Source organism: Massilia phyllosphaerae (assembly GCF_034659755.1).
Taxonomy (GTDB): domain Bacteria; phylum Pseudomonadota; class Gammaproteobacteria; order Burkholderiales; family Burkholderiaceae_D; genus Telluria; species Telluria phyllosphaerae.
This window is the reverse complement of record NZ_JAXSQX010000003.1, coordinates 46843-73472: the sequence shown is the minus strand read 5'-3', so window position 1 is coordinate 73472 and position 26630 is coordinate 46843. Positions and strand designations below refer to the sequence as shown.

Below are 26630 nucleotides of genomic sequence, written 5' to 3'. Positions count from 1 at the left end.
GCCGCCAGCCTTCGGGCTGGCCCGTGACCTTCGATTCGTCGCCCCGGCGCAGGCTGGGGCGCAAGCCCGGTGGAAACGTCGGCAAACTTGGATCCCCGCCTGCGCGGGGATGACGTTTTTCAAGGGGTACAATACGGTTCAGCAAACACTGGCGAAAATCAGTGAGAAGCGGCGGTAGTAGTTAGTACAGAATTCAATCACCCGGAGTGATAAATGAAAGCACTGCTCGATCTATTCAAGCAAGTTCAGCAAAACGAGAGCTTCGACGCCATCAAGATTGGCCTGGCGTCGCCCGAGAAAATCCGTTCGTGGTCGTTCGGCGAAGTCAAGAAGCCGGAAACCATCAACTACCGTACGTTCAAGCCGGAACGCGACGGCCTGTTCTGCGCCAAGATCTTTGGTCCGATCAAGGACTACGAATGCCTGTGCGGCAAGTACAAGCGCCTGAAGCACCGCGGCGTCATCTGCGAGAAGTGCGGCGTCGAAGTCACGCTGGCAAAAGTCCGCCGTGAGCGCATGGGCCACATCGAGCTGGCCTCGCCGACCGCGCACATCTGGTTCCTGAAGTCGCTGCCGTCGCGTCTGGGCATGGTCCTGGACATGACCCTGCGCGATATCGAGCGCGTGCTGTACTTCGAAGCATACGTCGTGACCGATCCGGGCATGACCCCGCTGAAGAAGTCGCAGATCATGTCGGAAGACGACTACGCCGCCAAGTACGAAGAGTACGGCGACGACTTCACCGCATTCATGGGCGCCGAAGGCATCCGTGAACTGCTGCGCTCGATCGACATCGACCGCGAGGCCGAAGCCCTGCGCGTCGAGCTGAAAGAGTCGAAGTCCGAAGCCAAGATCAAGAAATACGCCAAGCGCCTGAAAGTGCTCGAGGCCTTCCAGCGTTCGGGCATCAAGCCTGACTGGATGATCATGGAAGTGCTCCCGGTTCTGCCGCCGGAGCTGCGTCCGCTCGTCCCGCTGGACGGCGGCCGTTTCGCGACCTCCGACCTGAACGACCTGTACCGCCGCGTCATCAACCGTAATAATCGCCTGAAGCGCCTGATGGAACTGCGCGCGCCGGAAATCATTACGCGTAACGAAAAGCGCATGCTGCAGGAAGCAGTCGATTCGCTGCTGGACAACGGCCGTCGCGGCAAGGCGATGACCGGCGCCAACAAGCGTCCGCTGAAGTCGCTGGCTGAAATGATCAAGGGTAAGGGCGGCCGTTTCCGTCAGAACCTGCTGGGCAAGCGCGTCGACTACTCGGGCCGTTCGGTCATCGTGGTGGGTCCGCAGCTGAAACTGCACCAGTGCGGCCTGCCGAAGCTGATGGCGCTGGAACTGTTCAAGCCGTTCATCTTCAACAAGCTGGAACTGATGGGTCTGGCCACGACCATCAAGGCAGCCAAGAAGCTGGTCGAGCAGCAGGAACCGGTGGTCTGGGACATCCTGGAAGAAGTCATCAAGGAACACCCGGTCATGCTGAACCGTGCGCCGACCCTGCACCGTCTGGGTATCCAGGCGTTCGAGCCGGTGCTGATCGAAGGCAAGGCAATCCAGCTGCACCCGCTGGTCTGCGCGGCGTTCAACGCCGACTTCGACGGTGACCAGATGGCAGTCCACGTCCCGCTGTCGATCGAAGCACAGATGGAAGCCCGCACCCTGATGCTGGCCTCGAACAACATCCTGTTCCCGTCGAACGGCGAGCCGTCGATCGTCCCGTCGCAGGATATCGTGCTGGGTCTGTACTACGCGACCCGCGAAGCGATCAACGCCAAGGGCGAGGGCATGCTGTTCCCGAACGTGTCGGAAGTCATCCGCGCGTACGACAACAAGGAAGTCGAACTGGCGACCCGCATCACCGTGCGTATCGTCGAGCATCCGAAGAACGAGCAAGGCGGCTTCGACCGCACCGTGACCCGCTACGAGACCACCGTCGGCCGCGCCATCCTGTCCGAGATCCTGCCGCATGGCCTGCCGTTCTCGGTGCTGAACCGCGCCCTGAAGAAAAAGGAAATCTCGAAGCTGATCAACACGTCGTTCCGCAAGTGCGGCCTGCGTGCGACCGTCGTGTTTGCCGACAAGCTGATGCAGTCGGGCTTCCGCCTGGCGACCCGCGCCGGTATCTCGATCGCCGTCGACGACATGCTGATCCCGGACGTCAAGAAGACCATGATCGCGACCGCCGAAGCGGAAGTGAAGCAGATCGAGCAGCAGTACGCCTCGGGTCTGGTCACCGCCGGCGAGCGTTACAACAAGGTCGTCGACATCTGGGGCAAGACCTCGGACGAAGTCGGCAAGGCGATGATGGACCAGCTGAAAGTGGAACCGGTCACCAAGCGTGACGGCACCGAAGGCACCCAGGAATCGTTCAACGCGATTTACATGATGGCCGACTCGGGCGCCCGTGGTTCGGCAGCCCAGATCCGCCAGCTGGCCGGTATGCGCGGCCTGATGGCGAAGCCGGACGGTTCGATTATCGAAACGCCGATTACCGCGAACTTCCGCGAAGGCCTGAACGTTCTGCAGTACTTCATCTCGACGCACGGCGCCCGTAAAGGTCTGGCCGACACCGCGCTGAAGACGGCAAACTCGGGTTACCTGACCCGCCGCCTGGTCGACGTGACCCAGGATCTGGTGGTGATCGAGGACGATTGCGGCACCAACAACGGCACGCACATGAAGGCGATGGTCGAAGGCGGTGAAGTCATCGAGCCGCTGCGCGACCGTATCCTCGGCCGCGTGACCGGCAACGACGTCGTCAATCCGGAAACGCAAGAGACCCTGTACGAAGCCGGCACGCTGCTGGACGAAGACATGGTCGAAGAAATCGAGCGCCTGGGCATCGACGAAGTCAAGGTCCGTACCCCGCTGAACTGCGACACGCGCTACGGCCTGTGCGCTATGTGCTACGGCCGTGACCTCGGCCGCGGCATGCTGGTGAACAGCGGCGAAGCCGTCGGCGTCGTGGCTGCACAGTCGATCGGTGAGCCGGGTACCCAGCTGACCATGCGTACCTTCCACATCGGTGGTGCGGCATCGCGTGCAGCAGTGGCATCGTCGGTCGAAGCCAAGTCGAACGGTACGGTCCGCTTTACCGCGACCATGCGTTACGTGACCAACGGCAAGGGCGCCCAGATCGTCATCTCGCGTTCGGGCGAAGTGCTGATCACCGACGACCACGGCCGTGAGCGCGAGCGTCACAAGGTGCCGTACGGTGCAACCCTGGCCGTGCATGACGGCATGGTCGTGAAAGCAGGCGTGCCGCTGGCAACCTGGGATCCGCTGACCCGTCCGATCATCACGGAATACGGCGGCACGATCAAGTTCGAAAACGTGGAAGAGGGCGTCACCGTCGCTCGCCAGGTGGACGAAGTGACCGGCCTGTCGACCCTGGTGGCAATCGATCCGAAGCGTCGTGGTTCGGGCAAGGCACTGCGTCCGCAGGTCAAGCTGCTGAACGAGCAAGGCCAGGAAGTCAAGATCGCCGGCACCGAGCACGCCGTGACGATCGGTTTCCAGGTTGGCGCACTGATCATGGTGAAGGATGGTCAGCAGGCGTCGGTGGGTGAAGTGCTTGCACGTATCCCGACCGAATCGCAGAAGACCCGTGACATTACCGGTGGTCTGCCGCGCGTTGCCGAGCTGTTCGAAGCCCGTTCGCCGAAAGATGCCGGCATGCTGGCGGAAGTCACCGGTACGGTCGCATTCGGTAAAGAGACCAAGGGCAAGCAGCGCCTGGAAATCACCGACATGGACGGCAACAAGCACGAGTTCCTGATCACCAAGGACAAGCAAGTGCTGGTGCACGACGGCCAGGTGGTGAACAAGGGCGAGATGATCGTGGACGGCCCGGCCGATCCGCAAGACATCCTGCGCCTGCTGGGTATCGAAGCGCTGGCCCGCTACATCGTCGACGAAGTCCAGGACGTGTACCGTCTGCAGGGCGTGAAGATCAACGACAAGCACATCGAGGTGATCGTTCGCCAGATGCTGCGTCGTGTCCAGATCGTCGACGCCGGCGACACCGACTACATCGTCGGCGAGCAGGTGGAGCGTTCGGAACTGCTGGAAGAAAACGACCGCATGAACGCTGTCGCGAAACTGCCGGCACAGTACGAAAACGTGCTGCTGGGTATTACCAAGGCATCGCTGTCGACCGACTCGTTCATCTCGGCCGCATCGTTCCAGGAAACCACCCGCGTGCTGACCGAAGCGGCGATCATGGGCAAGCGCGACGGTCTGCGCGGCCTGAAGGAAAACGTCATCGTCGGCCGCCTGATCCCGGGCGGTACCGGTCTGGCCTTCCACCGCGCTCGCAAGGAAAAAGAGCAGTGGGAAGCGGAAGAGCGCCAGGCACTGCTGCAGCAGGAAAAGGCCAACATGGCTGCCGAACTGCAGGCGATGGAAGATCAGCAGCAGGCTGCGGCGCATGCCGAGCAGCATCAGGGCGATGGCGAGTAATTTTCGCTGAAGCTTCTAGCTTAGATAGCTAACAAAAACGGCACCTCTTGGGGTGCCGTTTTTTTCGTCCGTCGTCAGCGTGCCGCGGCTTCTAGTGCGCCGATGTCGCCGCTGCGAATCAAGTTCAGATGGCGGCTGATCCATTCCACCGGCCGGTCCCACCACGCAATCGCCAGCAGGCGCCGTACGCTCTCCGCATCGAAGCGCTCGCGCAGCACCTGCGCCGGATTGCCGCCGACGATGGCGTAGGGCGGCACGTCGCTTGTCACCACCGATCGCGCCGCGATGATGGCGCCGTCGCCGATCGTCACCCCCGGCATGATCAGCGCGTCGTAGCCGATCCAGACATCGTTGCCGACCACGGTATCGCCCTTGTACGGCAACTCTCCCGGCTGCGGCGCCGCCGTTTCCCAGCCATTGCCGAAGATGAAGAACGGATAGGTGGAAATGCCGTTCATCTGGTGGTTGGCACCATTCATGATGAACTTCACGCCACGCGCGATCGCGCAGAATTTACCGATGCGCAGGCGGTCGCCGATGAAGTCGAAGTGGTACAGGACGTTGTTTTCGAAGTTGTGGGCGCCGTCCGGATCGTCGTAATAGGTGTACTCGCCGATCTCGATGTTCGGGCGGGTCACGACGTTTTTCAGGAAGCTGATTTGCGGGAAAGGCGTCGGGTAGGGCGTATCGGGGGTCGGGCCGTGCATGGATGTGTCCAGTATTCAAATCGGTACGGATGCTTATGACGCGCGATAGATGTCGGGCCGATAGACTTCCATGAAAGTCTCGGGTTTGCCCAGCGGCCTGAAACCGAATTTGTCGTACAGGCCGTGCGCATCGGTGGTGGCCAGCGTCAGGCGGCGCAGGCGTGGAATCAGCGGATGCGACATGACGAAGGTCATCAGCATTGTCGACAGGCCGCGGCCGCGCAGGCCCGGTTGCACGAACACGTCGATCAGGTTGCCGAAGGTAGCGCCGTCGGTGATGATGCGGCAAAAGGCCAGCAGGGCGCCGTTTTCGTACAGCCCGAAGCAGAGCGAGTTCCGGATGGCTTCCTCGACCGTGCTGCGCGGGATGCCGCGCGCCCAGCTGCTGGTCTCGGTCAGGAAGCGGTGCACCGTTTCGATGTCGATCAGCCCTTGGTTCGTGCTGAGGAAGTAGTTTCCATTCGTGGTTTCATAAAGCGGTTGCGGCATGTGTCCTCTTCAGGCAGGCTGATCGACCCCGGCGGGGATTCTCCACCATTATATTTACTTTAGTTCATGAACAAACGGCACCGCAAGGGTGCCGTTTGTCTGTCCGGAGGCGTCGGGCGATGACGCTCAGTGCTGATAGATATGGGTGTAATTCCCCGATCCGGTCTGGCTTACGTTGGCGACATAGTTCTGCCCGACCTGGCGCACGATCGCCGTGTTGCCGTTGCCGAGCTGGGCAACGATGGCGGAATTGCCGATGCCGAAGGTGACCGGGCCGGTACCGGTCTGGCTGACGACCGCCAGGTTGCCGACGCCGTTCTGGTCGATATCGGCAATATGCTCACGGGTACCGGTCTGGCTTGCTTCCGCCTGGTTATCGCTGCCGGTTTGCCGGATCCGGATGTCGGCGGCTTCGGTATCGGTCTGCAAGGTGCTGGCATAGTTGGCGATACCGGCCTGCTCGACCAGGGGACCGCCGAACACGTTGCCGTCGACGATCGCCGAGGCGACATTGCCGTCGCCTTCCTGTGTGATACGCGGGCTTGCGTAGCCGGTGCCGCGCTGGTTGATAATCGCGGTGTTGTCGTTGCCGTTTTGCGTGGTGCGCGCCGTACCCGGACTGGATTCCTGCTGCTCGACGGCGGAAATGTTGCCGTTACCGTTCTGGATGAGGACTGCGCTCAGATCCGAGGTCAGCGTTTGGCGCAGCGTGGCGGTGTTGTAGCTGCCGGTCTGCGTGATCTCGGCCGTTACCGGAAAGGTCGACGCGACGATGTCGATTTGCGTGATCCCCGCATTGTTGCCGTTGCCGGTCTGGCGGATCTGCGCCTCGAGGTTGCCGCCACCGTTCAGCTGCAGCAGGCCACTCGTGGTCGAGCCGGGACCGCCGACATGATTGTTGTTGCCGATCTGGGTGATCGTCGCCGTCACGTTATTGAAATCGTAGACGCCGGTGGTCTGCTCGGCATAGGAGGTATTGCCATTGCCCTGCTGCGTCACGGTGACGGTGGAACTCGTGTCCTGGGCCGAGGCAGCCTGGGAGGCCAGGGTGAGTGCCAGGCCGAGTGCGGCGGCGATGACCGATAACGAGAATCTGGACTGCATGATGAACTCCTCGAAGTGGTACGGCGTGGGGGAATCAATGCTGGTAGATGTTCGTGTAATTGCCCGAGCCGGTCTGGCTGAGGTTGGCGTTGTAGCCCGCCCCAACCTGGCGCACGATGGCCATGTTGCTGTTGCCGAGCTGGGCAATCACCGTAAAGTTCCCGAGCAGGCTCGCCGGCACCCCGGTCTGGGTGACGCTTGCTAGGTTGCCGTTGCCGGTCTGCGTGATGTCGGTGCGCTGCCCCTCGCCGGTCAGGTTGGTGTCGGCCTGGTTGGCCATGCCCTGCTGCCGGATCGCGGTGCCGGAATCGAAGCCGTTGATGTTCTGTACGACGGTTGCACTGTTCAGGCTGCCGGTTTGCACGATGGACGGTCCACCGCCGATCGCCCCCACCGTGACCACCGACGCGGTATTGCCATCGCCGTCCTGGATGACATTCGGACCGCCATAGGTGGCGCCGCTCTGGCTGATCGTGACCTGGTTGCCGGTACCGTTCTGGCGGGACCGCAGGCTGCTGTCGCCACTGTAGGTCTGCTCGATGCGGGCAATGTTGCCGTCGCCGCTCTGCGCGACGATGGCTTCGGCATACGAGGTGGTGAACTGCCTGAACGTGGCGTCGTTGCCGATGCCGGTCTGCGTGATGCGGGCAGACGCTGCAAGGGCGGCATTGCCGTTGTTATCCTGGATGAGGCCGGCGTTATTGCCCCGGCCGGTTTGCAGGACCTCGGCCAAGACCGGGCCTACCGGCGCGTTACTCTGGATGAGGCCGCTACTGGTGCCGCCCGGGCCGCCCACGTGGTTGTTGTCGCCGATCTGGGTGATCGTCGCTTGCACCCCGGTCGCCGTCGTGATGGCGTATTGTTCGGCGTACGCGGTATTGCCATTGCCCTGTTGCGTCACCGTCACGTTCGAGGTGTTGTCCTGGGCCGACGCGGCGTGGCACAGCAGGCCCATGCCGAGGGCGAGGACGATTGCCGAGAATCTGGATTTCATGAATGACTCCTCAAAAGCAAGGGCGTGACGAACATCCACCCAGCGCCCCTAGTGCTGGATGATGGTGGCGGTCTTGCCGTTGCCGTACTGGGTGATGCGCGCTGCGCCCTGCTGCCCGTATTGTTCGATGCGTCCGCTGTTCAGCACGCCATGCTGCTCGATGCCGGCGCGGTTGCCCTGGCCGGCCTGCACGATGGTCGCCTCGTTCTGCTGGCCCAGCTGCTGGACGAAGGCCTGGTTGTCCAGCCCGCCCTGCAGCAGGGTGGCGCTGTTGGCCAGGCCGTCCTGCGATACCGCTATCTGATTCTGCTGGCCGGCCAGTGCGGCGTAAGCGCGGACGGCGCCCGCGTCGCCGGCCGGCTTCGGCCGGGCAGGGCCGGCGAGTTCGGACGGGGCCAGGTCGCCCGCGCCGGCGCCGGCGGCCGCCAGCAGCGCGCACAGCGCCAGCAAGCCGCGGCGCGCCTTCATGGCCCGCTCCCGGTGCCAGTCGCCGCCACGCGGCCGTCCGCGCCGGCGTTCCGCGCTACCGTGGATGGACTGGCCGCTACGGCGCTGACCACACGGCCGGCCGGCGCCTGCTGCAAGTAGCGCCGCAGCACCGGATTGGCGTGGTCGGCGTCGTTCTGCAGCGTCCAGTTGCCGGCCTGGATGCCCTGCGCGACCAGGTGCGTCACCACCGCCTCGATCGCCTCGCTGACGCACAGCTGGGTCGGCTCGTTGCGCGTGGTGCCGGCCTCGAACTCGGCCAGGTCCTTGACGTTGACGAATTTGAAGACGCTCGGATGCAGCTCGTACGAATAGATGGTCTTGGTGGTCGACACGCTCTGCAGGATCTGGCCGCCGCGGATGTCGACCGTGCGCAAATTCACCGTCACCTGGTCGACCCGGTATTGCGTCGATAGCCCGATGCCGAGGAAGCGCGCGCCGACGCCGCCGGTGCGCACGTTGCTTTCGAACGCGACGATGCCGCCCTCGATCAGCACCGACGCTCCCAGCAGCGGCGGCACCTGCACCGGCGGCGTGCCGGCCGACTGCGGCATCTCGAGCGCGCGCACGATCTTGCGTTCGGTGAGCAGGTTCTGCAGGTTTTCGCGCTCGACCGGGATGAACCAGCCGGAATCCTGCAGCGCGCGGATCAGCATCGACGAGGCGCCTTGCGTCACCGCGGTCGAAAAGGAACTGTCCGGCGCCGGCTTGTACTGGCCGGTCTGGTCGCGGATGCCGTACACGGCCACGGCAATCTTGCCCTTCGGCGCAGGCAGGGCCAGCAGGTCGCGCGTGATGGCGGTATCGGGCGTCAGCTGGGCGTTGGCGCGCACGCTGGACGGTTGATGCGCGCAGCCTGCAGCCAGCAGCAGGGCGGCCAGGGGCACAAGCAGCTGGATTTTCATTGACCCACCTCGAATGACGTCACGACGCCGGTTGCTTTTTCGGTCGTGGTCACGCGCAGGATGCCGCCGCCGAGGTCGGTCACGGTGATCACGAAGTTTTCGGTGGAAAAGGTGCCGGGAATCAGCTTGCCATCCTGGCCCAGCAGCTTGGAGGTGGCCGAGGAGGCAAGCTGGCTCAGCACCATGCGCTCGAGCGTCTGGTTGAACTGCTGCAGCGGCGTCTGGTTCAGCGACGAGCCGCCCAGGCCGGATTGCAGGCCATGCTTGTTGGTGGCCGAGGCGGCCGCGAGCAGGCCGGGCGCATTGTTCGGCGCGCCGCCGAAGTTGGGGTTGACCGGCACGTAGACGAGATCGCTTGCGCCGGCGCCGCCGGTCCACAGGGCGAGCCCGCAGACGATGGCCGGGGTAATGCGCGGGGTGACTCGCGAAGTGATTCGATGCGACATGGCGGTCTCCTTGATGACAGGTCAGAATTCGTCGGGGGCGAGGTCGGCGTCGCTGACGAGGCGGCGCTGGCGTTCGATGTCGAGGATGGTTTGATAAGCGCTTTCGGCGGCGCTTTCCGCCAGCGTCTTCAGCCCGGCGCGCGCCGGCGGCAGCTGCAGCTGGAGTACGCGCTGCTGGCCGAACTCGACCCAGACCAGGCTGCCCCAGCGCGCCGATGGGCGTTCGCGCAGCGCCAGCGTGTAGCGTTCTGCGCCAGGTTTGTCGCGCCATTCGGCGATGAAGTGATTGGCGAATTCGTGGCCGGCCACGGTGACCGTCTGGCTGGTGACGATGCCCCAGGCTTCCGTCAGCGGTGCCTGGGCAGTGGCATCCGTGACCGCCGGTGCCGCTGCGGCGCAGGCCGGCCACGCGGCCAGCAGCGATGCGAAGAGCGGGACCAGGATGCTGCGGGCTGGATGAGGCATGGCGGCGCCTGTTGCATGTGAGTTATGAAAACTGCAATCCTTTATAGTTGAGTGTAGTGAGGAGGCGGGCTGTACAGTTGAGAAGGGTCAGGCTTGGTGGGCAGGCATGACAGTGGCCTAAGCAAGATCAAAATGCATGCATGAGGCGTACAGGCAATTTTGCAGTGGAAATCTATTACCTATTGCACAGCGTAAGATGAGGACTGCTCCCTTTTACATGTGCTCATGAATACTTTTTTGCGCGATGGTTTTGCCGTCATCCCCGATGTGCTGGACCAGGACGAATGCTTTACCCTCGATGGCGCCGTGTCGGCGCTCGGCACCGATTCGCCCGGCACGCGCAACCTGCTGACGCACGACTGGTGCCGCGCACTGGCTGCGCGCCTGCGCGCGCACCCTGATGTCGCGGCCGCGATCCCGGACGATTTCATTGCAGTCCAGTGCACCTATTTCGAGAAATCGCGCGACCAGAACTGGCTGGTGCCGGTCCACCAGGACCTGAGCATCCCAGTGCGCGAACGGGTCGCACACCCGGCGCTGCGCGGCTGGTCGGAGAAAGAAGGCGGCCTCTTCGTGCAGCCGCCGCTGGCGCTGCTCGAACAGCTGGTGGCGCTGCGGGTCCACCTCGATCCCTGCATGGAGCAGGATGGGCCGCTGCAGTTCGTTCCCGCGACGCATATGCTGGGAAAGATCGCGGCGGAGCGGGCGGCTGCGATCAAGCAGGCCGGTCCAGCCGTCACTTGCACGCTGGCGCCGGGTGGGGTACTGATGATGCGTCCACTTGCACTGCACGCGTCATCGAAAGCGATCGGGACGAGCCGGCGCCGGGTGCTGCATTTTGTGTTCGGGCCGCGCACGCTCCCCTACGGCTTGCGCTGGCCGCACGTCTGAAACGAGAAATGGCACCTCGAGGTGCCATCTCCAATCTCATCATTTCGCTGTGGTTTCCAGCCACGCAAAAATCGCCGGCCAGATCCGCGCATGCGCATTGCGCCCCACCAGCACGCCGACGTGCTGCAGGTTGACGCCGATGTCGCCCTCGTACTCCAGCACCAGCTTATGGGGGCTGGCAGCGGCCTGGTTGAACGGCACCACGGCCTGCAGCGGGATCACCTTGCTGCGCGGGTCGACCACGCTGGCCAGCGGCGCGCGCAGGTCCTGCGGGCCGATGCTGCGGCCGTTGATGACGAGCCGGCCCTGCATGAAGTCGTCGTTGCGGTACAGCGACTCGACGATGTCGGTGAACAGCCGGCCGGGCATCGGGAACTCGTCGTGGGTCCAGCGCTCGACGCGCATGTGGGTCGACAGCGCCACCGGATCGAACATCGACAGCGTGCGGTCCATGATGCGCTCCCACTGGAAAGCATGGGGTTCGGCGATGGCGCTCATCATGTTGAGGAAGGCGCCCGGCACGTGGTTGAAGCTGTCGGCGATGTCGCGAGCGTGCGGGGTGGCTTGCACCAGGCGGTTGAAGCAGCAGGTGGCGGGTTCGAAATGCAGCGGCGATTCCAGCAGGATGGTGGCGGCTACCCGCTCCGGGTGCATGCAGCTGTAGATCGCGGCCAGCACGCCGCCGAGCGAATGGCCGGCGATGACCAGGCGCGATTCGCCGCTGTCGGCCTCGATCGCCTTCTGGCAGGCGGACAGGAGGCGGTCGCCGTAGTCGGCCAGGCCGAACTCGGCACGCTGAGCGGCACCCTCAGCAGCAACCTGTGCAGCACCCTCGTCGGCGCCGTCGCCGGTGTCGTGCACCGGCACCCATTCGGCCTGGTAGACCCGGTAGCCGCGCTCGAGCCAGCGCCGGACCACGCTCACCTCGGGCGTCAGGTCCCAGATGTAGGCGCGCTTGATGGGGGCCGGGACCAGCAGCACGGCCGGGCCGTCGCTGGCGTCGGGGCCGAAGCGGCGCAGCCTGAGTCCGGGTTCGGTGTGGAGGACAGTGGACGGGGTCTGCTGCGGACCATAGCCGGCGCGGTCCAGCATCTTGCCGCGCTCGAGGCGGCTGCGGTCCATATCCTTGAGTGCCTGCACCCCGAGCGTGCCCAGGGTGTTCGAGTTCATCGACGTCGTTGTGGTAGTCATGTTGTGTCTCCTTCAGGACCACGGCACTGTACGCCAACTTGCGGGCGATTCCAACGGCGTTCCAATCGAATTTGCGAAGCGTTAAATGGAAACGGTTCGATATTTCTAGCAGTCTATAAATAGCCTCCGCGCTGGCGTCCGCCACCCATCCATTGCGTGATTTACACTATCCCGGCTCGATCATCCCAACCTGAAAGGACACACCATGAACATTCGATCGGTCAGCATCTTGCTGGCATCTGCACTCGTCGCGGCCGCCTCCGGCGCCAACGCCCAGTCCACCGACAAGCTGCAAGCGCCGATGAGCCTAGCAACGCCCAGCGGTCCCGGCAAGATGATCGGCACGGTGACGGTCACGGAATCGAAGGATGGCCTGGTCTTCACGCCGGCGCTGACCGATCTGCCGGCCGGACCGCACGGCTTCCACGTGCACGAGACCGGCAGCTGCGACGCCAACCAGAAGGATGGCAAGCCGGTGCCGGCCGGCGCGGCAGGCGGCCACTACGATCCGACGACCAGCAAGCACCACGCCGGACCCACCGGCGACGGCCACATGGGCGACCTGCCGCCGCTGGTGGTAGGTGGCAACGGCGGTGCCAGCGTCGCGGTGACAGCGCCGCGCCTGACCAAGCTGGCCGACGTCAAGGGCAAGGCGCTCATGATCCACGCCGGCGGCGACAACTACGCCGACAAGCCGGCGCCGCTGGGCGGCGGGGGCGCGCGCATCGCCTGCGGCGTGATCCAGTAAGCCGGTCGAACACCGGGCCGGGCAGGGGACTGTGGCCAAATTTGCCACAGTCTTACTTGCCATTTAACATATGCATGTTTTCTATTGATGATGCCTGATATCATTAATAGTTGAGCCTCAAGCCCGCTCAAACCCTGAATGGAACGACATGCCCTGGCCCTTTGATCCCGCTGCGCCCGCGCCCGCCTTGGCGCGGTCGGTGAGCCACATGGAACTGCAGATGCGGTCCCATCCGTGGGAGTCGACCGGGGCCGGATCCGTGGCGCAGTGGCCGCTCGCCCTGAAACTGGCGGTGCGCGCGCTGCTCGATTCTCCGCTGCCGATGGCGCTGGCCTGGGGCGCCGGCTGCACCCAATTCTTCAACGACGCCTGCCTGCCGCTGATGGCGGACCGCCATCCGCGTCCGCTCGGCAGCGACGCGCGCGACAGCTGGCGCGCGCTGGTGCCCGACATCGACCGGATCGTGGCGTGCGTAACGCGCGGCGCGCCGGCCGAAGGCGACGGCCTGGTGCTCGACATCGACCGCGCCGGCTACATCGAAACCTGCCGCTTCGACGACATCTACAGCCCGGTCTACAACGACGCCGGCGTGCCGCAGGGCGTGTTGGTGACCTTCGTCGATACCGCCCAGGAGCGCGAACGCATCCTGAGCAGCGAGCGCGCCGCCCGCGCCGAGGCCGAGCGCCACAACAAGATGAAGGACGAGTTCCTGGCGATGCTGGCGCACGAGCTGCGCAATCCGCTGGCGCCGATCACCAGCGCGGCCCAGCTGCTGCGCCTGCCGGAAGTCAGCGAAGGCCTGCGCCTGAAGGCCAGCAACATCATCTCGCGCCAGGTGCGCCACATGACGGAACTGGTGGACGACCTGCTCGACGTCTCGCGCGTCACGCGCGGGCTGGTCAAATTGGAAAACGAGGTGCTCGACCTGAACAAGGTCGCGATTGCCGCGGTGGAGCAGGCGCGGCCCCACATCGAGGAGCGCGGCCACACCCTGAGCGTGGACCTGCCGCCGCAGGCGGTGCCGGTCGAGGGCGACCGCACGCGCCTGATCCAGGTGCTGGTCAACCTGCTCAACAATTCGGCCAAGTACACGCCGCCGGGCGGCCGCATCGGGCTGACGGTGAGCGTGGCGGCCGATGCCACGGGCGGGGCGGCCACGGCGGCGGTGCGCGACAACGGCAGCGGTATCGACGCCGGCCTGCTGCCGCACGTGTTCGACCTGTTCACCCAGGCCGACCGCACGCCGGACCGCTCGCAGGGCGGCCTCGGGATCGGGCTGGCGCTGGTGAAAAGCATCGTGCGCATGCACAACGGCCAGGTCGCGGCCTACAGCGACGGCCCGCAGCGGGGCACCACCATGACGGTGACGCTGCCGCTGGCGGACGCCGAAGTCGGCCAGGTGATCCGCTCGGGCGAGGGCAGCAGCGAGACGCGCCCGCTGAACGTCACCATCGTCGACGACAACCTGGATGCCGGCCAGTCGCTCGCCGTGCTGCTGCGCGCCCATGGGCACGTGGTGCAGGTGCACGAGGATGCCGGGTCGACGCTGGACGGGGCCGACGCCGCCACCCAGGTCTTCATCCTCGACATCGGCCTGCCCGACATGACCGGCTACGAACTGGCGCGCCGCTTGCGCCGCAAGCCTGCGCACGAAAAGGCGGTGTTCGTGGCGCTGACCGGCTACGGCCAGCAGCGCGACCGCGAGCTGTCGCAGCAGGCGGGTTTTGATTACCACCTGGTGAAGCCGGTGGAGATCGGGAAGTTGACGCAGATACTGGCCAGCGTCGCCTGATCCGTCGCCCCTGCGGAAGCAGGGGCCCAAGCTTTACGCGTATCGTCGATGCTGGCAAATTGGGCCCCTGCCTTCGCAGGGGCGACGTGAAAAGGTAGCGGGCTGGTGTTACGGTTTGTGGTTTACCGCTTCACCTTCCCAAACTGATCCCCAGCCTTCCACCCTGGCATCTTGGGCGCATCCGCGATCATCCGCCCCAGGTTCAGCGTGAACTGCGCCTGCTGCACCATCCCCAACAAATCCCAGTGCGGATCGTATTCGTCGCCGACCTGGTGGTAGCGCGGGCCGTAGGCCTTGCGCTTGGCATCGTTCGCTTCCTTGTCCTTGACCCAGGTGTGGCCGCCCTCGATCGAGAACGCCGGCACGCCGGCCTTGGCGAAGCTGAAGTGGTCGCTGCGGAAGTAGCCGCCGCCGAGGTCAGGGCGCGCCGGCGCCACGCTCAGGCGCATCGCCTTGGCGGTGGTGGCGGCCATCGCGCCCAGGTCGCTGCGTTCGCTGCCCTGCACGCCGATGTCGGTGGCGGCGGCGACGAAGTTCAGGCTGTCCAGGTTGAGCGCGGCCGCCGTCTTGTTGAGGGGCCACAGCGGGCGCGCGGCGTAGGCGGCGCTGCCGAGCAGGCCTTGCTCTTCGGCCGCGACCCACAGGAACATCTGGCTGCGCCTGGCCGGATGCAGCACCGCCTGCTGGGCCATCGCCAGCAGGCCGGCGCTGCCCGAGGCGTTGTCGACCGCGCCGTTGAAGATGTTGTCGTTGCCATCCGTGCCGCTGTCGCCTTGCTTGCCCAGGTGGTCCCAATGCGCGCTGTAGATGACGACTTCGTCCTTCAGCTTCGGGTCGGTACCGGGCACGATGCCGGCCACGTTGAATTGTTCGAGCGTGCGCACGGCCGCTTTGGTTTCGCCCTGTACGCGCGCGTTCAGCACCACCGGCTTGAACGACTTGTCTTCGGCCGCGGTGCGCAGCTTGTCGAGGTCCTGGCCGGCGGCGGCGAACAGGCTGCGCGCGGCCGCTTCGGTCATCCAGCCCTGCATGCCGGTGCCGAGGTCGGCGTCGGCCAGCTGGAAGCGCTCGGCGGTCCAGCTGTTCTGCACCACGCTCCAGCCATAGGAGGCCGAGGCATCGGTGTGGATGAGGAGCACGCCGGCGGCGCCGTGGCGCGCGGCTTCCTCGAATTTGTAGGTCCAGCGGCCATAATAGGTGAGGCCGCGGCCGTTGAAGCGGTTCGGCTCCGCCGCGGTCGGCGCCGGGTCGTTGACCAGCATGACCAGCAGCTTGCCCTTCACGTCGAGGCCCTTGTAGTCGTCCCAGCCGCCTTCTTCCGGCGCCTGGATACCGTAGCCGACGAAGACCAGTTCCGCATCCATCGCGTGCACCGGTTTGGCATCGCCGGGCGCCCACACCCAGTCCTTGGCGAAGGCTAACGGCAGCGGCTTGCCGCCGGCGGCCAGGGCCACCGAGCTGTCCTGCGGCTGCGCCTTGACGCCGGCGATCTTGACGCTCTGGCGGTAGCTGCTGCCGTTGGCCGGCTGCAGGCCGGCGGCCAGTGCCTGGTTCTCGAGATAGACGACGGTCAGCTCGCCACCGCGCTGGCCGGTGCCGCGGCCTTCGAAGGCATCGGACGACAGGGTGGCCAGGTGAGCGCGCAGCGGCGCCTCCTGGACGACGCCGGCCGGATTGGCGGGGGCGCCAATTGCGTGGGCGGCGAAAGCCAGCGCAAGGCTGGCGGCGACGGCGGTGCGAACGATCTTGTGCATGGAATCCTGACGCGTGAATGAGTGAAAGGCGCATGCATTGTATTGCATGCGCTTCCCTTCAAAATCACTCGATGCGCAGGATGTCGGCGGATATGGTGGTGCCGGTGAGCGGCAGCAGCGCCGGGCGCATGGCGGCGGGACGCGGCGGCAGGTCGCGCTCCGGTACCCCCGGCAGGTATTCCTGGACGAAGACCGTGAACGCGGGATCGCCGTAGAAATCGAAGGCGAAGCGCAGGTCCTGGTCTTCCATGCCGTACAGGTCGATGCGCCAGCCGCGGTAGGGAGTACCGGTCAGCACGCGGCCATTCAGGCTGGCCTGCTTCGGCCCGGCGCCATCGATGCGCAGCGCGATATGCGGCGCGCGGTTCTTCGAGCGCAGCAAGAATTCCACGTGCTTGGTGTCGCCGCGCCATTCGAGCTTTTCGATGAGCAGGTGGGGATAGGCGATGGTGTCGTTGCGCGGCGCCGCCGCATACCAGACCGGGCGGCCGCTGGGACCGAACAGGTAGGGCAGCTGGTAAGGATGCAGGGTGTTCGGGAACACGCTGCGGGTCCAGGGATCGAGCGGCACCGGCGGATACAGCCAGAACGCGCGCCAGCTCGGGGTGTCCTTGAAATACACCAGCTGGTTCGGCGCCGGCAGCTCCGGCACGCGCGGCGTGGCCAGGTAGGCGAGGACGACCGAGGCCGCGGCGGCCAGCAGCAGCGGACGCACGACGAAGCGCGCGCCGGTCTCGTGCAGCAGCAGGCCGCACAGCCCGAGCAGGGTAAAGGCCAGCGCCGCCGGCAGCACCAGCCAGGTGGGCGACACCAGCGCCAGGCTGTCGCGCAGGGCCGGCACGATCAGCACCGCGGCCGGCAGCGCCGCCAGCGCCGGCAGCGCAATCCTGTGGCCGGCAAAGCGCTGCGACAGCAGCATCAGCAAGGCCACTTGCGCCGCCAGCAGCGGCCACGCCAGCAGGTAGCTGGCGCCGGGCGCGCCCCAGCTCACGGCCACCAGCGCCAGCGTGGCGACGCAGAGTACGCCCAGCAGCATGCACAGGGCGCCGAGCCGGGCCTGCAGCCTGCGCTGCAACACGATGAAGCCGGCCGCCAGCAGCAGGGCAAAGGCCAGCACCTGCCAGCGGATGCCCTCGTCGTCGGCCAGCACGGCGGCGTCCCAGCGCCAGTCCAGGCCCGGCAGCGCGCCGTGGCCGAGGTGGACGATAAAGGTGACCAGGCAGCCCATGAACAGGAAGTTGAATCCGGCGTGGATGATGTCGGTGCCGGCGACGTGGGCGCGGCGCATCGCGCTGCGGCACACCAGCACGCTCAGCACGCACGCAAGCACGGTCAGGGGCCAGACCAGCGCATACGGGTAATGCACGATGCCCAGGCCAGGTACCGTAAAGAACACCTGGCCGCGCGCGCCCGGTGCCGGCAGCGGCCCGTTGCCGGCCTCGCGCAGCAGGGCCAGCATGGTGTCACCCTCGTGCTGCAGGCTGGCGCCGGACAGGCGCTGCGGGATGTCGTGGACGGCGCCGCGTCCGAGGGTGCCGCCGCCGGTCGCGAACTGCAGCACGGAAGCGCTGTTCGCATGCAGCAGTCCATCGGTGTTGCGCGGCCGGATATCGGCATACAGCTCGGCCATGAACGAATTCCCGTGTGGCGCCGGTGCTGCGCGCGCAAAGGCGGCCAGGGCGATGCCGTCCGCGTGCGCGGCATCGACCAGCGCCAGCGGTCCGCGGTTGCCCGGGTTATCGAAGCGCAGCAGCAGGCGTACGCGGCGTGCCCACGGATGCGAGGCCAGGAAGGCGCGCGTGCCGAGCGCTTCGCCGCTGTCGGCGTCGGTGAATACGAACAGCACGTCGTTGTCGAGCGGCGGCCCGGCCTGCAGCACGCGCAGCGCTTCCAGCAGCGCCGCGGCGGACATGGCGCCGTCGGCCGCGCCCAGCGTGCCTGCGCCGGAATCGTAGTGGGCGCTGGCCATGATGGCCGGGGCGTCGCCGGCGGCCGCTGCATGGCCTTTGGATGCGCGGCCCGGCTTGCGTACGACGATGTTGTGCACCGTCGCCAGCGTCACGCGCACGGTGCGCATCGGGCCTTCCGCCGTCGTCTGCACGGTCTCGGTCTGGATCGCGGGTTCCAGGCCCAGGCTGCGTACCTGGGCGGCGATGTAGTCGCGCGCGGCGGCATTGGCGCGGCTGCCGGCCGGCCGCGGCGCCTGCGCCAGCGCGTTCACGTGAGCCAGCGCGCGCGCCGCCACGAAGCCGGATGCAGGGGCCGCGGCGGGCGCCGGGACCGCATGGGGACGCAGCGACAGCCAGCCGATCAGGACGGCGAGCACCGCCAGCGACAGCGCCACGGCGGCAGGATTCACGCCGGGCATGCCGGGCAGGGTTGGATCGTGGCGCATGCTGGTTCCCTTGGCATAAAAAAAGCCCGCCGGTCCGAGGGGGGTAGGGCGGGCAAAAACGGGTTCGATGACCTTCGGTGAGGCGGCCGCGCGTGCTAGTCGAGGGTCCAGACATAGGCCAGCTGCGCCCAGCCGGCTTCCGCCACGCCGTTGTTCGAAGCCGGCTTGAAGCGGCACAGGCTGAGGGCGTTCACGGCGGCGCGGTCGAGGTCGCGCGAGCCGCTGGAGCGCTCGATGCGCGACGAGGTCACGCGGCCGTCGGTGCCGACCAGCAGCGCCAGCAGGGTGGTGCCGCTGATGCCTTCGCGGGCGGCGCGCACCGGGTAGTCGGGCAGGGTGCAGGCGTTCGGGTCGGCCAGCACTGCCGTGCGTACCTGGCTGGCAGCGGCCTTGGTCTGCGACCCGGCCGGCGCTGTATCCGGCGCCGCGTGCGCCGGTCCGGCCGTCGCCGGCGCGGGGTCGGGCGTGGTGGTGGCATGCACCGGCGCCGCATCCGGCGGCGGTGACACGGACACGTCGGGTTCCGGCACCACCAGCGTGGGCGGCACGATCTTCGGCAGCAATTGCGGCGGCATCGGCAGCGGCGGCTGGGGCGGCGGCGGCTCGACGCGCTGCGGATCGAGCATGACCAGCACCTGCTCGTTGATCCGCGACAGGGATATGTGGCGGCTGTTCATGGCGTGGATGAACAGCGCGCCGATGGCGACATGCAGCCCGGCGACCAGCAGGAACTTGCCGGCCTTGTTGCCACCCTCGTTGGTGTGAGAAAACTGCATGGCCATCCTCCTCATTGGTAGGTGATGGAATTACTATATGCTAGGTACACGCAATTTGCAAAAGTATTTAATAGCAGTATTCAATTCCATAAATTGTCAGATCGCTTCTGCGGACTTTGTATGGAATAATCATAGAAGCCCTGCTGCGGCTTCGATGCCGTGGTAGATGCAGGTGCCAGAGATTGGCAAGCCGATGTCGATGAATGCCCGGAGAATGTAAAGTGCAGAAAGACCAGAAGCCGATCCGCGTGATGCTGGCGGACGACCACCCGATCGTGATGACCGGTTTCGCCATGTCGCTGGCGGCCCAGGGCATGGAAGTCGTGGGGCAGGCCAAGACGCCGAGCGAGGCGGTGGCCATGTACGCCGAACAGAAGCCCGACGTGGCGGTGCTCGACATCCGCTTCGGCACCGAGCTGACCGGCATGGACGCGGCCCAAAACATCCTGAAGGCCGATCCGCAGGCGAAGGTCGTCTTCCTCAGCCAGTTCGACCAGGATAGCCTGATCAAGGAAACCTACCGCCTCGGCGCCCACGCCTTCGTCACCAAGGATTGCGATCCGGCCGACCTGGCCGACGCGGTGCGCCACGCGCATGGCGGCAAGCTGTACTTCCCGCCGCAGATCGCCGAACGCCTGGCCAGCATCGCGGTGCGCGGCGACGTGTCGCCGCAATCGCAGCTGGACGAACGCAGCCTGGAAATCTTCCGGCTGATGGCGGAAGGGCTGACCAACAACGAGATCGCGGAGCGGCTGAATTTGTCGAGCAAGACGATCAGCAATATCAGCCAGTCGGTGAAGGAGAAGCTGGGGGTGCATCGCCCGGCTTACATCACCAAGCTGGCGGTGAAGCATGGGTTGATCGAGCCCTGACCGGGTGTGGGGCGGCTCTTGGGGTGCTGGCTTCGGCTTAGAAACTTGGGTCCCTGCCTTCGCAGGGACGACGTGCATGGTTTCCGGGCCAAAAATGTATTATCGACCAGCGACGTGAGAACGTCGTCCCTGCGAAGGCAGGGACCCAAGTTCGCCGCGCTCACCTGCAGCCTCCTTGTCGCCCTGACGGCAAACGCCGCCAAACCCGACCCCGTCCACGACTACGGCTTCCAGATCGTCGCCGCCGACGACAGCGCCATCACCCGCCGCATCGCCGAAGACCTGGTCAAGCGCCTGGTCCCGATCTTCGGCAAGTTCCGCACCGAACTGGCCCAGCGCCGTCGCACCCTGTATGTCGCCATCGGCCCCAGCGCGCTGCGCGACGTGGCGGCGCGCCGCTGCGATTGCGTGGTCGTCTCCGCCTTCACCTCGAGCCAGGTCTACCGCGCCATCGCCGCCCGGCTGGCGCCGACGCAGGCGGCGGCGATCACGGCGGTGTACGCCGAACCGGCTCCCGCCGACCAGCTGCGCCTGGCCGCGCTGCTGTACCGGCGCCCGGTGCGGGTGGCGGCGCTGCTGGGCGCCGACACCGCTTTCCTGAAGCCGGCGCTGGCGTTCGACAAGGTCACGGTGCTGGACGCCGGCCAGGGAGACAACAGCGGCGGCAACAGCGGCGCCAAGAACGGCGACGACATCAACGACCTGCTGAACCGCATCGCCCAGACCGACGTGCTGCTGGCGCTGCCCGACGCCGCCATCTACAACGCCGATAACTTCCGCAACATCCTGCTCTCGACCTACCGCCACAAGCAGGGCGTGATCGGCTTTTCCGCCGACATGGTCAAGGCCGGCGCGCTGGGCACGACCTATTCCGAAGTCGAGGACATCAACACCCAGGTCGCCGAGATCGCTGCCGCCTACGTCGCCGGCGGCCAGCTGCCGGCGCCGCAGTTCCCGCGTTACTTCCGCACCATCGTCAACGAGGGGGTGGCGAAGTCGCTCGAGGTGACCGTGGACGACGCGGCGCGCCACTTCGCACGGCGCCCGCCTGGCGCGACACCGGCGCCGCCGCCATGACACTGCGCTTCTGGCGCGGCTGGAGCATCGGCCTGCGCATGGCTTTCATCACCATGCTGCCGGTGGCGCTGCTGTTCTCGGCCTTCGTCGGCTACTCCTGGTACGCGCACCGGGCCCAGGTCGACGAGGAACTGGCCGAACGCGGCCGCATCCTGGCGCGCGCGCTGGCCGAGACCAGCGAGTACAACGTCATTTCCGGCAACCTGTCCGACCTGCGCCTCACCATCAACGGCCTGGTCCAGTCGGACACCAGCGTGTACCGCATCGACGTGGTCGACACCGCCGGCCGCAACCGGGTCGGCGTGGTGTCCGAGCACCCGATCCTGCCGCAACCCGGCGGGCGCTGGTACGAGGCGCCGATCCGCAAGCAGGTGGTGTGGATCAACCTGTTCTCCGACAACGGCACGCCGCACGTCTCGGCCTCCAGCGACACCCGCCCGCCGACGATGACCAGCGAAGTGGTCGGCCGCGTGCGCGTGACGATGTCGCCGACCAACATGCTGGACAAGCAGGTGCGGCGCTTCCGCATCGAGCTGGCGATGGCGGCGCTGGCCCTGATCGCCAGCGGCGCGCTGGCCTTCATCCTGGCGCGCAGCCTGACGGTGCCGCTGCGCGAAGCGATCGCGGTGCTGCGCCGCATCCGCGGCGGCAACGTGCGCGTGCAGCTGCCGGTGACGACCGGCGGCGAGGTCGGCGAACTGCAGTCCTCGATTGGCGAGATGTCGGTGGCGCTCGACGACGCCAGGCAGGACCTGGAAAACCGGGTGGCCGAGCGCACCCGCGACCTGCTGGCCTCGCGCAACGAAGCGCTGCGCGCCGACGCCGACAAACGCAAGCTGATCCAGAAGGTCAACAGCATCATCGAGGACGAGCGCAAGTCGATCGCGATCGAGATCCACGATGAACTGAATGCCTCCCTGATCGCGGTGCGCCTGGAATCGCAGACCATCCAGCTGCTGGCCAACAAGGCGCCTCCCGGTCCGGAAGTCGAGCAGATCGCCACCAAGGCCCAGGCCATCACCAAGTTGGCGCTCGACCTGTACGCCAACGGCCGGCGCCTGGTGCGCCGGTTGCGGCCGGAAGTGCTGGACATGCTGGGCCTGCACGGCGCGGTCGAGGAAATGGTAAATCACTACCGCAGCGCCGGCGTGGTGTTCGATTTCCATACCGAAGGCGATTTTTCGAAGATCGGCAACGAACTGGCGATTTCCGCCTACCGCATCGTGCAGGAAGCGCTGTCGAACATCATGAAGCATGCCGGCGCCGGTTATGCGCGCGTCAGCCTGGTGCTGTCCGAGGCCAGCGATGCGCTGCAGATCGAGGTCCGGGACGATGGCGAAGGCTTCGATCCGGCGCTGGCGTCGGAAGGCATCGGCATCATCGGCATGCGCGAGCGCGTGTTCGCGCTCGGCGGCAGCATCCAGGTGCGTTCGACCCCGGGCGAGGGCACGCTGGTGGCGATCGCGCTGCCACTCGGGGATGCTTCTGAGGTATCTTAGCGATCTTGGCAACACCCTCACCGCACACACCATGTCCAATACATTGAAGACGCCTTTCGAGAAGGGCAACCAGAACCAGACCACCACCTGGGCCGACTGCATCGCCTGGTACGAAGACCTGGCCCGCCAGCATCCGCGCGTGCTGCGCTTTTCCCGCATCGGCACCTCGGATGCGGGCGTGCCGATCCACGCCGGCGTGGTCAGCAGCGACGGCGCCTTCAATTGCGGCGAGATCAAGCGCGAAGGCCGGCCGGTGTTCTTCAACAATAACGGTATCCACCCGGGCGAACCGGAAGGCGTCGACGCCTGCATGGCGCTGGTGCGCGACTTCTGCCTGGAACCGCAACGCCTGGCCGCGCTGGGCAAGACCGTGTTCATCTTCATCCCGCTGTACAACGTCGACGGCGCCTTCAACCGTAACAATACCTCGCGCGTGAACCAGGACGGCCCCGAGCAGTTCGGCTTCCGCGGCAACAGCCGCCACCTCGACCTGAACCGCGACTTCGTCAAGTGCGACACCCTCACTGCGCGCGTGTTCAACGAATTCTTCACGGCCTGGGACCCGGACGTGATGGTCGACACCCATACCTCCAACGGCGCCGACTACGCCTATACGATGACCTTGATCCACACCCAGGCCGACAAGCTGGGCGGCGATTTGGGCGATTTTCTGCGCGATACCATGCTGCCGCACATGTACGCCGAGATGGACCGGCGCGGCTGGCCGACCTGCCCCTACGTGAACCCGGTCAAGGACAGCCCGGACCAGGGCATCGCCGAGTTCCTGGAAACCGCGCGCTTCTCGACCGGCTACGCGGCCCTGCACCACACGATCGGCTTCATGCCCGAGACCCACATGCTGAAGCCCTTCGCCGACCGCTACCACTCGATGCGCGCGCTGGTCGAGACGGCGCTCGACTTCACGGTGGCACATGGCGAGCGGATCGTCGCGTTGCGCCGCGCCGCCAAGGATGCCGGCCGCACCCGCCGCGAATGGCCGATCCACTGGAACATGGACGCCTCCAACCCGTCGAGCTTCCGCTTCAAGGGTTACGAGGCAAAGTACAAACCCAGCCTGCTGGGCGACTACCAGCGCCTGTGGTACGACCGCAGCGCGCCCTACGAAAAGGACATCCCGTACTACAACCGCTTCCCGGCCGACATCGTGGTCTATGCGCCGCGCGCCTACGTGGTGCCGCAGCAGTGGCGCGAAGTGATCGAGCGCCTGCAGTGGAACGGCGTGCGCATGGAGCGCGTCGAGTCCGAGCGCGAGCAGGAAGTGGCGTGCTACCACGTGAAGTCGGTGACCTCGCGCCCGAACGCCTACGAAGGCCACATGTTCCACGACGACGTGCAGCTGGAACGCGGCTGCGCCAGCGTCACCTTGCGCGCCGGCGACCACATCGTCTGGCTCGACCAGGACAATGCGCGCTATGCGGTCGAGATGCTGGAACCGCTGGGCCACGACAGCTTCTTCCGCTGGGGCTTCTTCAACAGCGTGCTGGAAAAGAAGGAAGCGTATTCGGATTACGTGTTCGAGGACGAAGCCGAAAGGCTGCTGCGCGAGGAACCCGCGCTGGCGGCCAAGTTCGCCGACTGGAAGGCCGCCAACCCGGCGCTGCTGCAGGACCAGGGCGCGGTGCTCGACTTCATCTTTGCCAACTGCGCGCGCTGGCGCGAGCCGGAGTGGGGCCGTTATCCGGTCTTCATGATCGATTAATCTTGTAGAGGAAAGAGGAGACATGCATAAAACGATTCCGGCGGCGCTGACCGCCACCTTCGGCTGGCTGGCCATTTCCGGCGCCGCCGCGGCCGCCCCCGCGGCCGGCCAGACTTATTTCGAGCGCAACTGCGCCAGCTGCCACACGGCCGATGCAAGCATGGGGTCGCGCGCCGGCCCCGGCCTGTTCAACGTGGTCGGGCGCAAGGCGGCGGGCGTTCCCGGCTTCAACTACACCGACGCGCTGTCCAAGGCCGGCGCCGCCGGCAAGACCTGGACCCGGGAGGAACTCGACGTCTTCCTGCGCGACCCGAGCAAGGACGTGCCGGGCACCGCGATGCCGATCGGGATCGCCGACGCGAAACAGCGCGCCGCCGTGATCGATTACCTGGCCGGTCAACGCGGCCAGGTGGCCGCGGCCGCCACGGCAGCCGCGCCGAAGGCGGCCGGCGGCGACAAGGCCGGCGCCTGGACCGAAGACAAGCCGGGCGACCTGCACCACATCGCCGTCGCCAGCCTGGTGCAGCCCTTCGCCAGCGAGAGCGCCGGCAACGGCCCGAAAGTGGCGGCCCGCCCGGACGGCGCGCTGCCGGCGGTGCCGAAAGGCTTCAAGGTCACGACCTTCGCGCTTGATACCGGCAAGGCGCGCCTGGCGCTGCGCGCACCCAACGGCGACATCCTGCTGGCCGACACGGGCAAGGGCCAGATCACGATCCTGCGCGCCAAGGGCGGCGGCGACAAGGCCGACAGCAGCAGCGTGTTCGCCAGCGGCCTGTCGCGCCCCTACGGCATGGCGCTGTGGCCGTCCGGCCCGAATCCGAAGTACCTGTACGTGGCGAATGTGAACTCGGTGGTGCGCATTCCGTATGCGGCGGGCGACCTGAAGGCCAAGGGCGAGCCGGAACCCATCGTCGACAAGCTGAGCGATACCACCGGCGGCCACACCACGCGCACGCTGGCATTCTCGAAGGACGACAAGACCCTGTTCGTGTCGGTCGGCTCGGCCACCAACATCGCATCAGGCATCGGCAACAAGCCGCCGCTCGCCTTGCCGGAATGGGAAAAGCGCCATGGCCTGGGCGGCGCCTGGGCCGAAGAGACCGACCGCGCCACGGTGCTGGCCTTCGACCCCGACGGCAAGAACCGCCGCAACTTCGCCAACGGCCTGCGCAACTGCGTCGGCATGCTGGTGCATCCGGACACGGGCGATTTGTACTGCAGCGTGAACGAGCGCGACGAACTGGGCGACAACCTGCCGCCGGATTACGTCACGCGCGTCAAGCAGGGCGGCTTCTACGGCTGGCCGTGGTACTACCTGGGCGACCACGAAGACCCGCGCCTGAAGGGCATCCGCCCCGATTTGAAAGGCAAGGCGATCGTGCCCGACACCCTGATCCAGGCCCACTCGGCGCCGCTGGGCATGGTGGTGTACCACGCCCCGGCGGGCGCGAAAAACGCCTTCCCGAAAGAGTACGACGGCGACATCTTCCTGGCCCTGCACGGCTCGTGGAACCGCGGCATCCGCACCGGCTACAAGGTGATTCGCGTGATGATGAAGAACGGCGTGCCGACCGGGCAGTACCAGGACTTCATGAGCGGCATGGTGCTGAGCGACCGTGATGTGTGGGGACGGCCGGCGGCGGTGACCGTGGCGGCGGATGGGGCGCTGCTGGTGGTGGACGACGCGGGTGGGCTGGTGTGGCGCGTGGCGCCGGAGAAGTGATAGTGCTTCTCTAAGCGATACAACATGCACGTCGTTCCCGCGCAGGCGGGAACCCAAGTTCTGCATGCGTTATCGAAATGCGTGCAACTTGGGTCCCCGCCTCCGCGGGGACGACGTTTAAGCGTTGGCGACTAC

The 26630-nt window shown here is 66.1% G+C and carries 21 protein-coding genes; 9 read left to right on the top strand and 12 right to left on the bottom strand.

Annotated elements, in window-relative coordinates; all coding sequences use genetic code 11:
• Positions 1-213: 213 nt before the first annotated feature.
• Positions 214-4461 carry a DNA-directed RNA polymerase subunit beta' gene (rpoC, locus tag U1H99_RS12900; RefSeq protein ID WP_323142156.1) on the top strand — a complete coding sequence of 1416 codons (4248 nt, stop codon included), beginning with the start codon at positions 214-216 and terminating at the stop codon, positions 4459-4461.
• Between the two features lie 74 nt (positions 4462-4535).
• On the opposite strand, the gene U1H99_RS12895 is transcribed toward rpoC, so the two are convergent.
• From U1H99_RS12895 to U1H99_RS12860, 8 genes are all read right to left on the bottom strand, one after another.
• The gene (locus U1H99_RS12895) at positions 4536-5168 is read right to left on the bottom strand and encodes a Vat family streptogramin A O-acetyltransferase (protein ID WP_323142155.1); all 633 of its coding nucleotides are present in this window, start codon (positions 5166-5168) and stop codon (positions 4536-4538) included.
• A 33-nt stretch (positions 5169-5201) separates the two neighbouring features.
• On the bottom strand, positions 5202-5657 hold the full coding sequence (locus U1H99_RS12890) for a GNAT family N-acetyltransferase (protein ID WP_323142154.1): 456 nt from the start codon (positions 5655-5657) through the stop codon (positions 5202-5204).
• 126 nt (positions 5658-5783) lie between these two features.
• Complete coding sequence (locus U1H99_RS12885) at positions 5784-6761, bottom strand: hypothetical protein (protein ID WP_323142153.1); 978 nt, start codon at positions 6759-6761, stop codon at positions 5784-5786.
• Positions 6762-6795: 34 nt separating this feature from the next.
• Entirely contained in the window at positions 6796-7755 is a 960-nt protein-coding gene (locus tag U1H99_RS12880; RefSeq protein WP_323142152.1) for a hypothetical protein, read from the bottom strand.
• Between the two features lie 48 nt (positions 7756-7803).
• Positions 7804-8223 (bottom strand): hypothetical protein, encoded by a 420-nt coding sequence (locus U1H99_RS12875; RefSeq protein WP_323142151.1) that lies wholly within the window; start codon positions 8221-8223, stop codon positions 7804-7806.
• Positions 8220-9146: a CsgG/HfaB family protein gene (locus tag U1H99_RS12870; protein ID WP_323142150.1), complete on the bottom strand. Its 927-nt coding sequence runs from the start codon at positions 9144-9146 to the stop codon at positions 8220-8222. Before U1H99_RS12870 ends, U1H99_RS12875 begins: the two co-directional genes overlap by 4 nt.
• Complete coding sequence (locus U1H99_RS12865) at positions 9143-9592, bottom strand: curli assembly protein CsgF (protein WP_323142149.1); 450 nt, start codon at positions 9590-9592, stop codon at positions 9143-9145. Before U1H99_RS12865 ends, U1H99_RS12870 begins: the two co-directional genes overlap by 4 nt.
• Positions 9593-9613: 21 nt before the next feature.
• On the bottom strand, positions 9614-10057 hold the full coding sequence (locus tag U1H99_RS12860) for a CsgE family curli-type amyloid fiber assembly protein (protein WP_323142148.1): 444 nt from the start codon (positions 10055-10057) through the stop codon (positions 9614-9616).
• A gap of 225 nt (positions 10058-10282) precedes the next feature.
• Between U1H99_RS12860 and U1H99_RS12855 the strand changes: the two genes are divergently transcribed.
• Entirely contained in the window at positions 10283-10948 is a 666-nt protein-coding gene (locus U1H99_RS12855; RefSeq protein ID WP_323142147.1) for a phytanoyl-CoA dioxygenase family protein, read from the top strand.
• A gap of 39 nt (positions 10949-10987) precedes the next feature.
• On the opposite strand, the gene U1H99_RS12850 is transcribed toward U1H99_RS12855, so the two are convergent.
• Positions 10988-12139 (bottom strand): alpha/beta fold hydrolase, encoded by a 1152-nt coding sequence (locus tag U1H99_RS12850; protein WP_323142146.1) that lies wholly within the window; start codon positions 12137-12139, stop codon positions 10988-10990.
• Positions 12140-12344: 205 nt separating this feature from the next.
• Between U1H99_RS12850 and sodC the strand changes: the two genes are divergently transcribed.
• A complete protein-coding gene (gene sodC / locus U1H99_RS12845; protein WP_323142145.1) occupies positions 12345-12887 on the top strand; it encodes a superoxide dismutase [Cu-Zn] SodC in 543 nt (180 codons plus the stop codon).
• Positions 12888-13095: 208 nt separating this feature from the next.
• A complete protein-coding gene (locus U1H99_RS12840) occupies positions 13096-14679 on the top strand; it encodes a hybrid sensor histidine kinase/response regulator (RefSeq protein ID WP_323142144.1) in 1584 nt (527 codons plus the stop codon).
• Positions 14680-14801: 122 nt separating this feature from the next.
• On the opposite strand, the gene U1H99_RS12835 is transcribed toward U1H99_RS12840, so the two are convergent.
• From U1H99_RS12835 to U1H99_RS12825, 3 genes are all read right to left on the bottom strand, one after another.
• Entirely contained in the window at positions 14802-16433 is a 1632-nt protein-coding gene (locus U1H99_RS12835) for a M28 family peptidase (RefSeq protein WP_323142143.1), read from the bottom strand.
• 64 nt (positions 16434-16497) lie between these two features.
• Complete coding sequence (locus U1H99_RS12830) at positions 16498-18828, bottom strand: M28 family peptidase (protein WP_323142142.1); 2331 nt, start codon at positions 18826-18828, stop codon at positions 16498-16500.
• Positions 18829-18923: 95 nt separating this feature from the next.
• Positions 18924-19604 carry an energy transducer TonB gene (locus U1H99_RS12825; RefSeq protein ID WP_323142141.1) on the bottom strand — a complete coding sequence of 227 codons (681 nt, stop codon included), beginning with the start codon at positions 19602-19604 and terminating at the stop codon, positions 18924-18926.
• Positions 19605-19825: 221 nt separating this feature from the next.
• On the opposite strand from U1H99_RS12825, the gene U1H99_RS12820 reads away from it, so the two are divergent.
• From U1H99_RS12820 to U1H99_RS12800, 5 genes are all read left to right on the top strand, one after another.
• Positions 19826-20476 carry a response regulator gene (locus tag U1H99_RS12820; RefSeq protein WP_323142140.1) on the top strand — a complete coding sequence of 217 codons (651 nt, stop codon included), beginning with the start codon at positions 19826-19828 and terminating at the stop codon, positions 20474-20476.
• A gap of 114 nt (positions 20477-20590) precedes the next feature.
• Complete coding sequence (locus tag U1H99_RS12815; RefSeq protein ID WP_323142139.1) at positions 20591-21553, top strand: hypothetical protein; 963 nt, start codon at positions 20591-20593, stop codon at positions 21551-21553.
• Complete coding sequence (locus tag U1H99_RS12810) at positions 21550-23052, top strand: sensor histidine kinase (protein WP_323142138.1); 1503 nt, start codon at positions 21550-21552, stop codon at positions 23050-23052. The genes U1H99_RS12815 and U1H99_RS12810 overlap by 4 nt, the downstream gene beginning before the upstream one ends.
• 31 nt (positions 23053-23083) lie before the next feature.
• Positions 23084-24772, top strand: a complete 1689-nt coding sequence (locus U1H99_RS12805; protein WP_323142137.1) for a M14 family zinc carboxypeptidase — start codon at positions 23084-23086, stop codon at positions 24770-24772.
• 22 nt (positions 24773-24794) lie between these two features.
• Positions 24795-26495 carry a PQQ-dependent sugar dehydrogenase gene (locus U1H99_RS12800; RefSeq protein ID WP_323142136.1) on the top strand — a complete coding sequence of 567 codons (1701 nt, stop codon included), beginning with the start codon at positions 24795-24797 and terminating at the stop codon, positions 26493-26495.
• Positions 26496-26630: the final 135 nt, after the last annotated feature.

Bases quoted from the DNA above. Each gene is read 5' to 3' on its own strand.
- rpoC (WP_323142156.1), top strand. From the start codon at position 214: ATGAAAGCACTGCTCGATCTATTCAAGCAAGTTCAGCAAAACGAGAGC.
- U1H99_RS12895 (WP_323142155.1), bottom strand. From the start codon at position 5,168: ATGCACGGCCCGACCCCCGATACGCCCTACCCGACGCCTTTCCCGCAA.
- U1H99_RS12890 (WP_323142154.1), bottom strand. From the start codon at position 5,657: ATGCCGCAACCGCTTTATGAAACCACGAATGGAAACTACTTCCTCAGC.
- U1H99_RS12885 (WP_323142153.1), bottom strand. From the start codon at position 6,761: ATGCAGTCCAGATTCTCGTTATCGGTCATCGCCGCCGCACTCGGCCTG.
- U1H99_RS12880 (WP_323142152.1), bottom strand. From the start codon at position 7,755: ATGAAATCCAGATTCTCGGCAATCGTCCTCGCCCTCGGCATGGGCCTG.
- U1H99_RS12875 (WP_323142151.1), bottom strand. From the start codon at position 8,223: ATGAAGGCGCGCCGCGGCTTGCTGGCGCTGTGCGCGCTGCTGGCGGCC.
- U1H99_RS12870 (WP_323142150.1), bottom strand. From the start codon at position 9,146: ATGAAAATCCAGCTGCTTGTGCCCCTGGCCGCCCTGCTGCTGGCTGCA.
- U1H99_RS12865 (WP_323142149.1), bottom strand. From the start codon at position 9,592: ATGTCGCATCGAATCACTTCGCGAGTCACCCCGCGCATTACCCCGGCC.
- U1H99_RS12860 (WP_323142148.1), bottom strand. From the start codon at position 10,057: ATGCCTCATCCAGCCCGCAGCATCCTGGTCCCGCTCTTCGCATCGCTG.
- U1H99_RS12855 (WP_323142147.1), top strand. From the start codon at position 10,283: ATGAATACTTTTTTGCGCGATGGTTTTGCCGTCATCCCCGATGTGCTG.
- U1H99_RS12850 (WP_323142146.1), bottom strand. From the start codon at position 12,139: ATGACTACCACAACGACGTCGATGAACTCGAACACCCTGGGCACGCTC.
- sodC (WP_323142145.1), top strand. From the start codon at position 12,345: ATGAACATTCGATCGGTCAGCATCTTGCTGGCATCTGCACTCGTCGCG.
- U1H99_RS12840 (WP_323142144.1), top strand. From the start codon at position 13,096: ATGGAACTGCAGATGCGGTCCCATCCGTGGGAGTCGACCGGGGCCGGA.
- U1H99_RS12835 (WP_323142143.1), bottom strand. From the start codon at position 16,433: ATGCACAAGATCGTTCGCACCGCCGTCGCCGCCAGCCTTGCGCTGGCT.
- U1H99_RS12830 (WP_323142142.1), bottom strand. From the start codon at position 18,828: ATGCGCCACGATCCAACCCTGCCCGGCATGCCCGGCGTGAATCCTGCC.
- U1H99_RS12825 (WP_323142141.1), bottom strand. From the start codon at position 19,604: ATGCAGTTTTCTCACACCAACGAGGGTGGCAACAAGGCCGGCAAGTTC.
- U1H99_RS12810 (WP_323142138.1), top strand. From the start codon at position 21,550: ATGACACTGCGCTTCTGGCGCGGCTGGAGCATCGGCCTGCGCATGGCT.
- U1H99_RS12805 (WP_323142137.1), top strand. From the start codon at position 23,084: ATGTCCAATACATTGAAGACGCCTTTCGAGAAGGGCAACCAGAACCAG.
- U1H99_RS12800 (WP_323142136.1), top strand. From the start codon at position 24,795: ATGCATAAAACGATTCCGGCGGCGCTGACCGCCACCTTCGGCTGGCTG.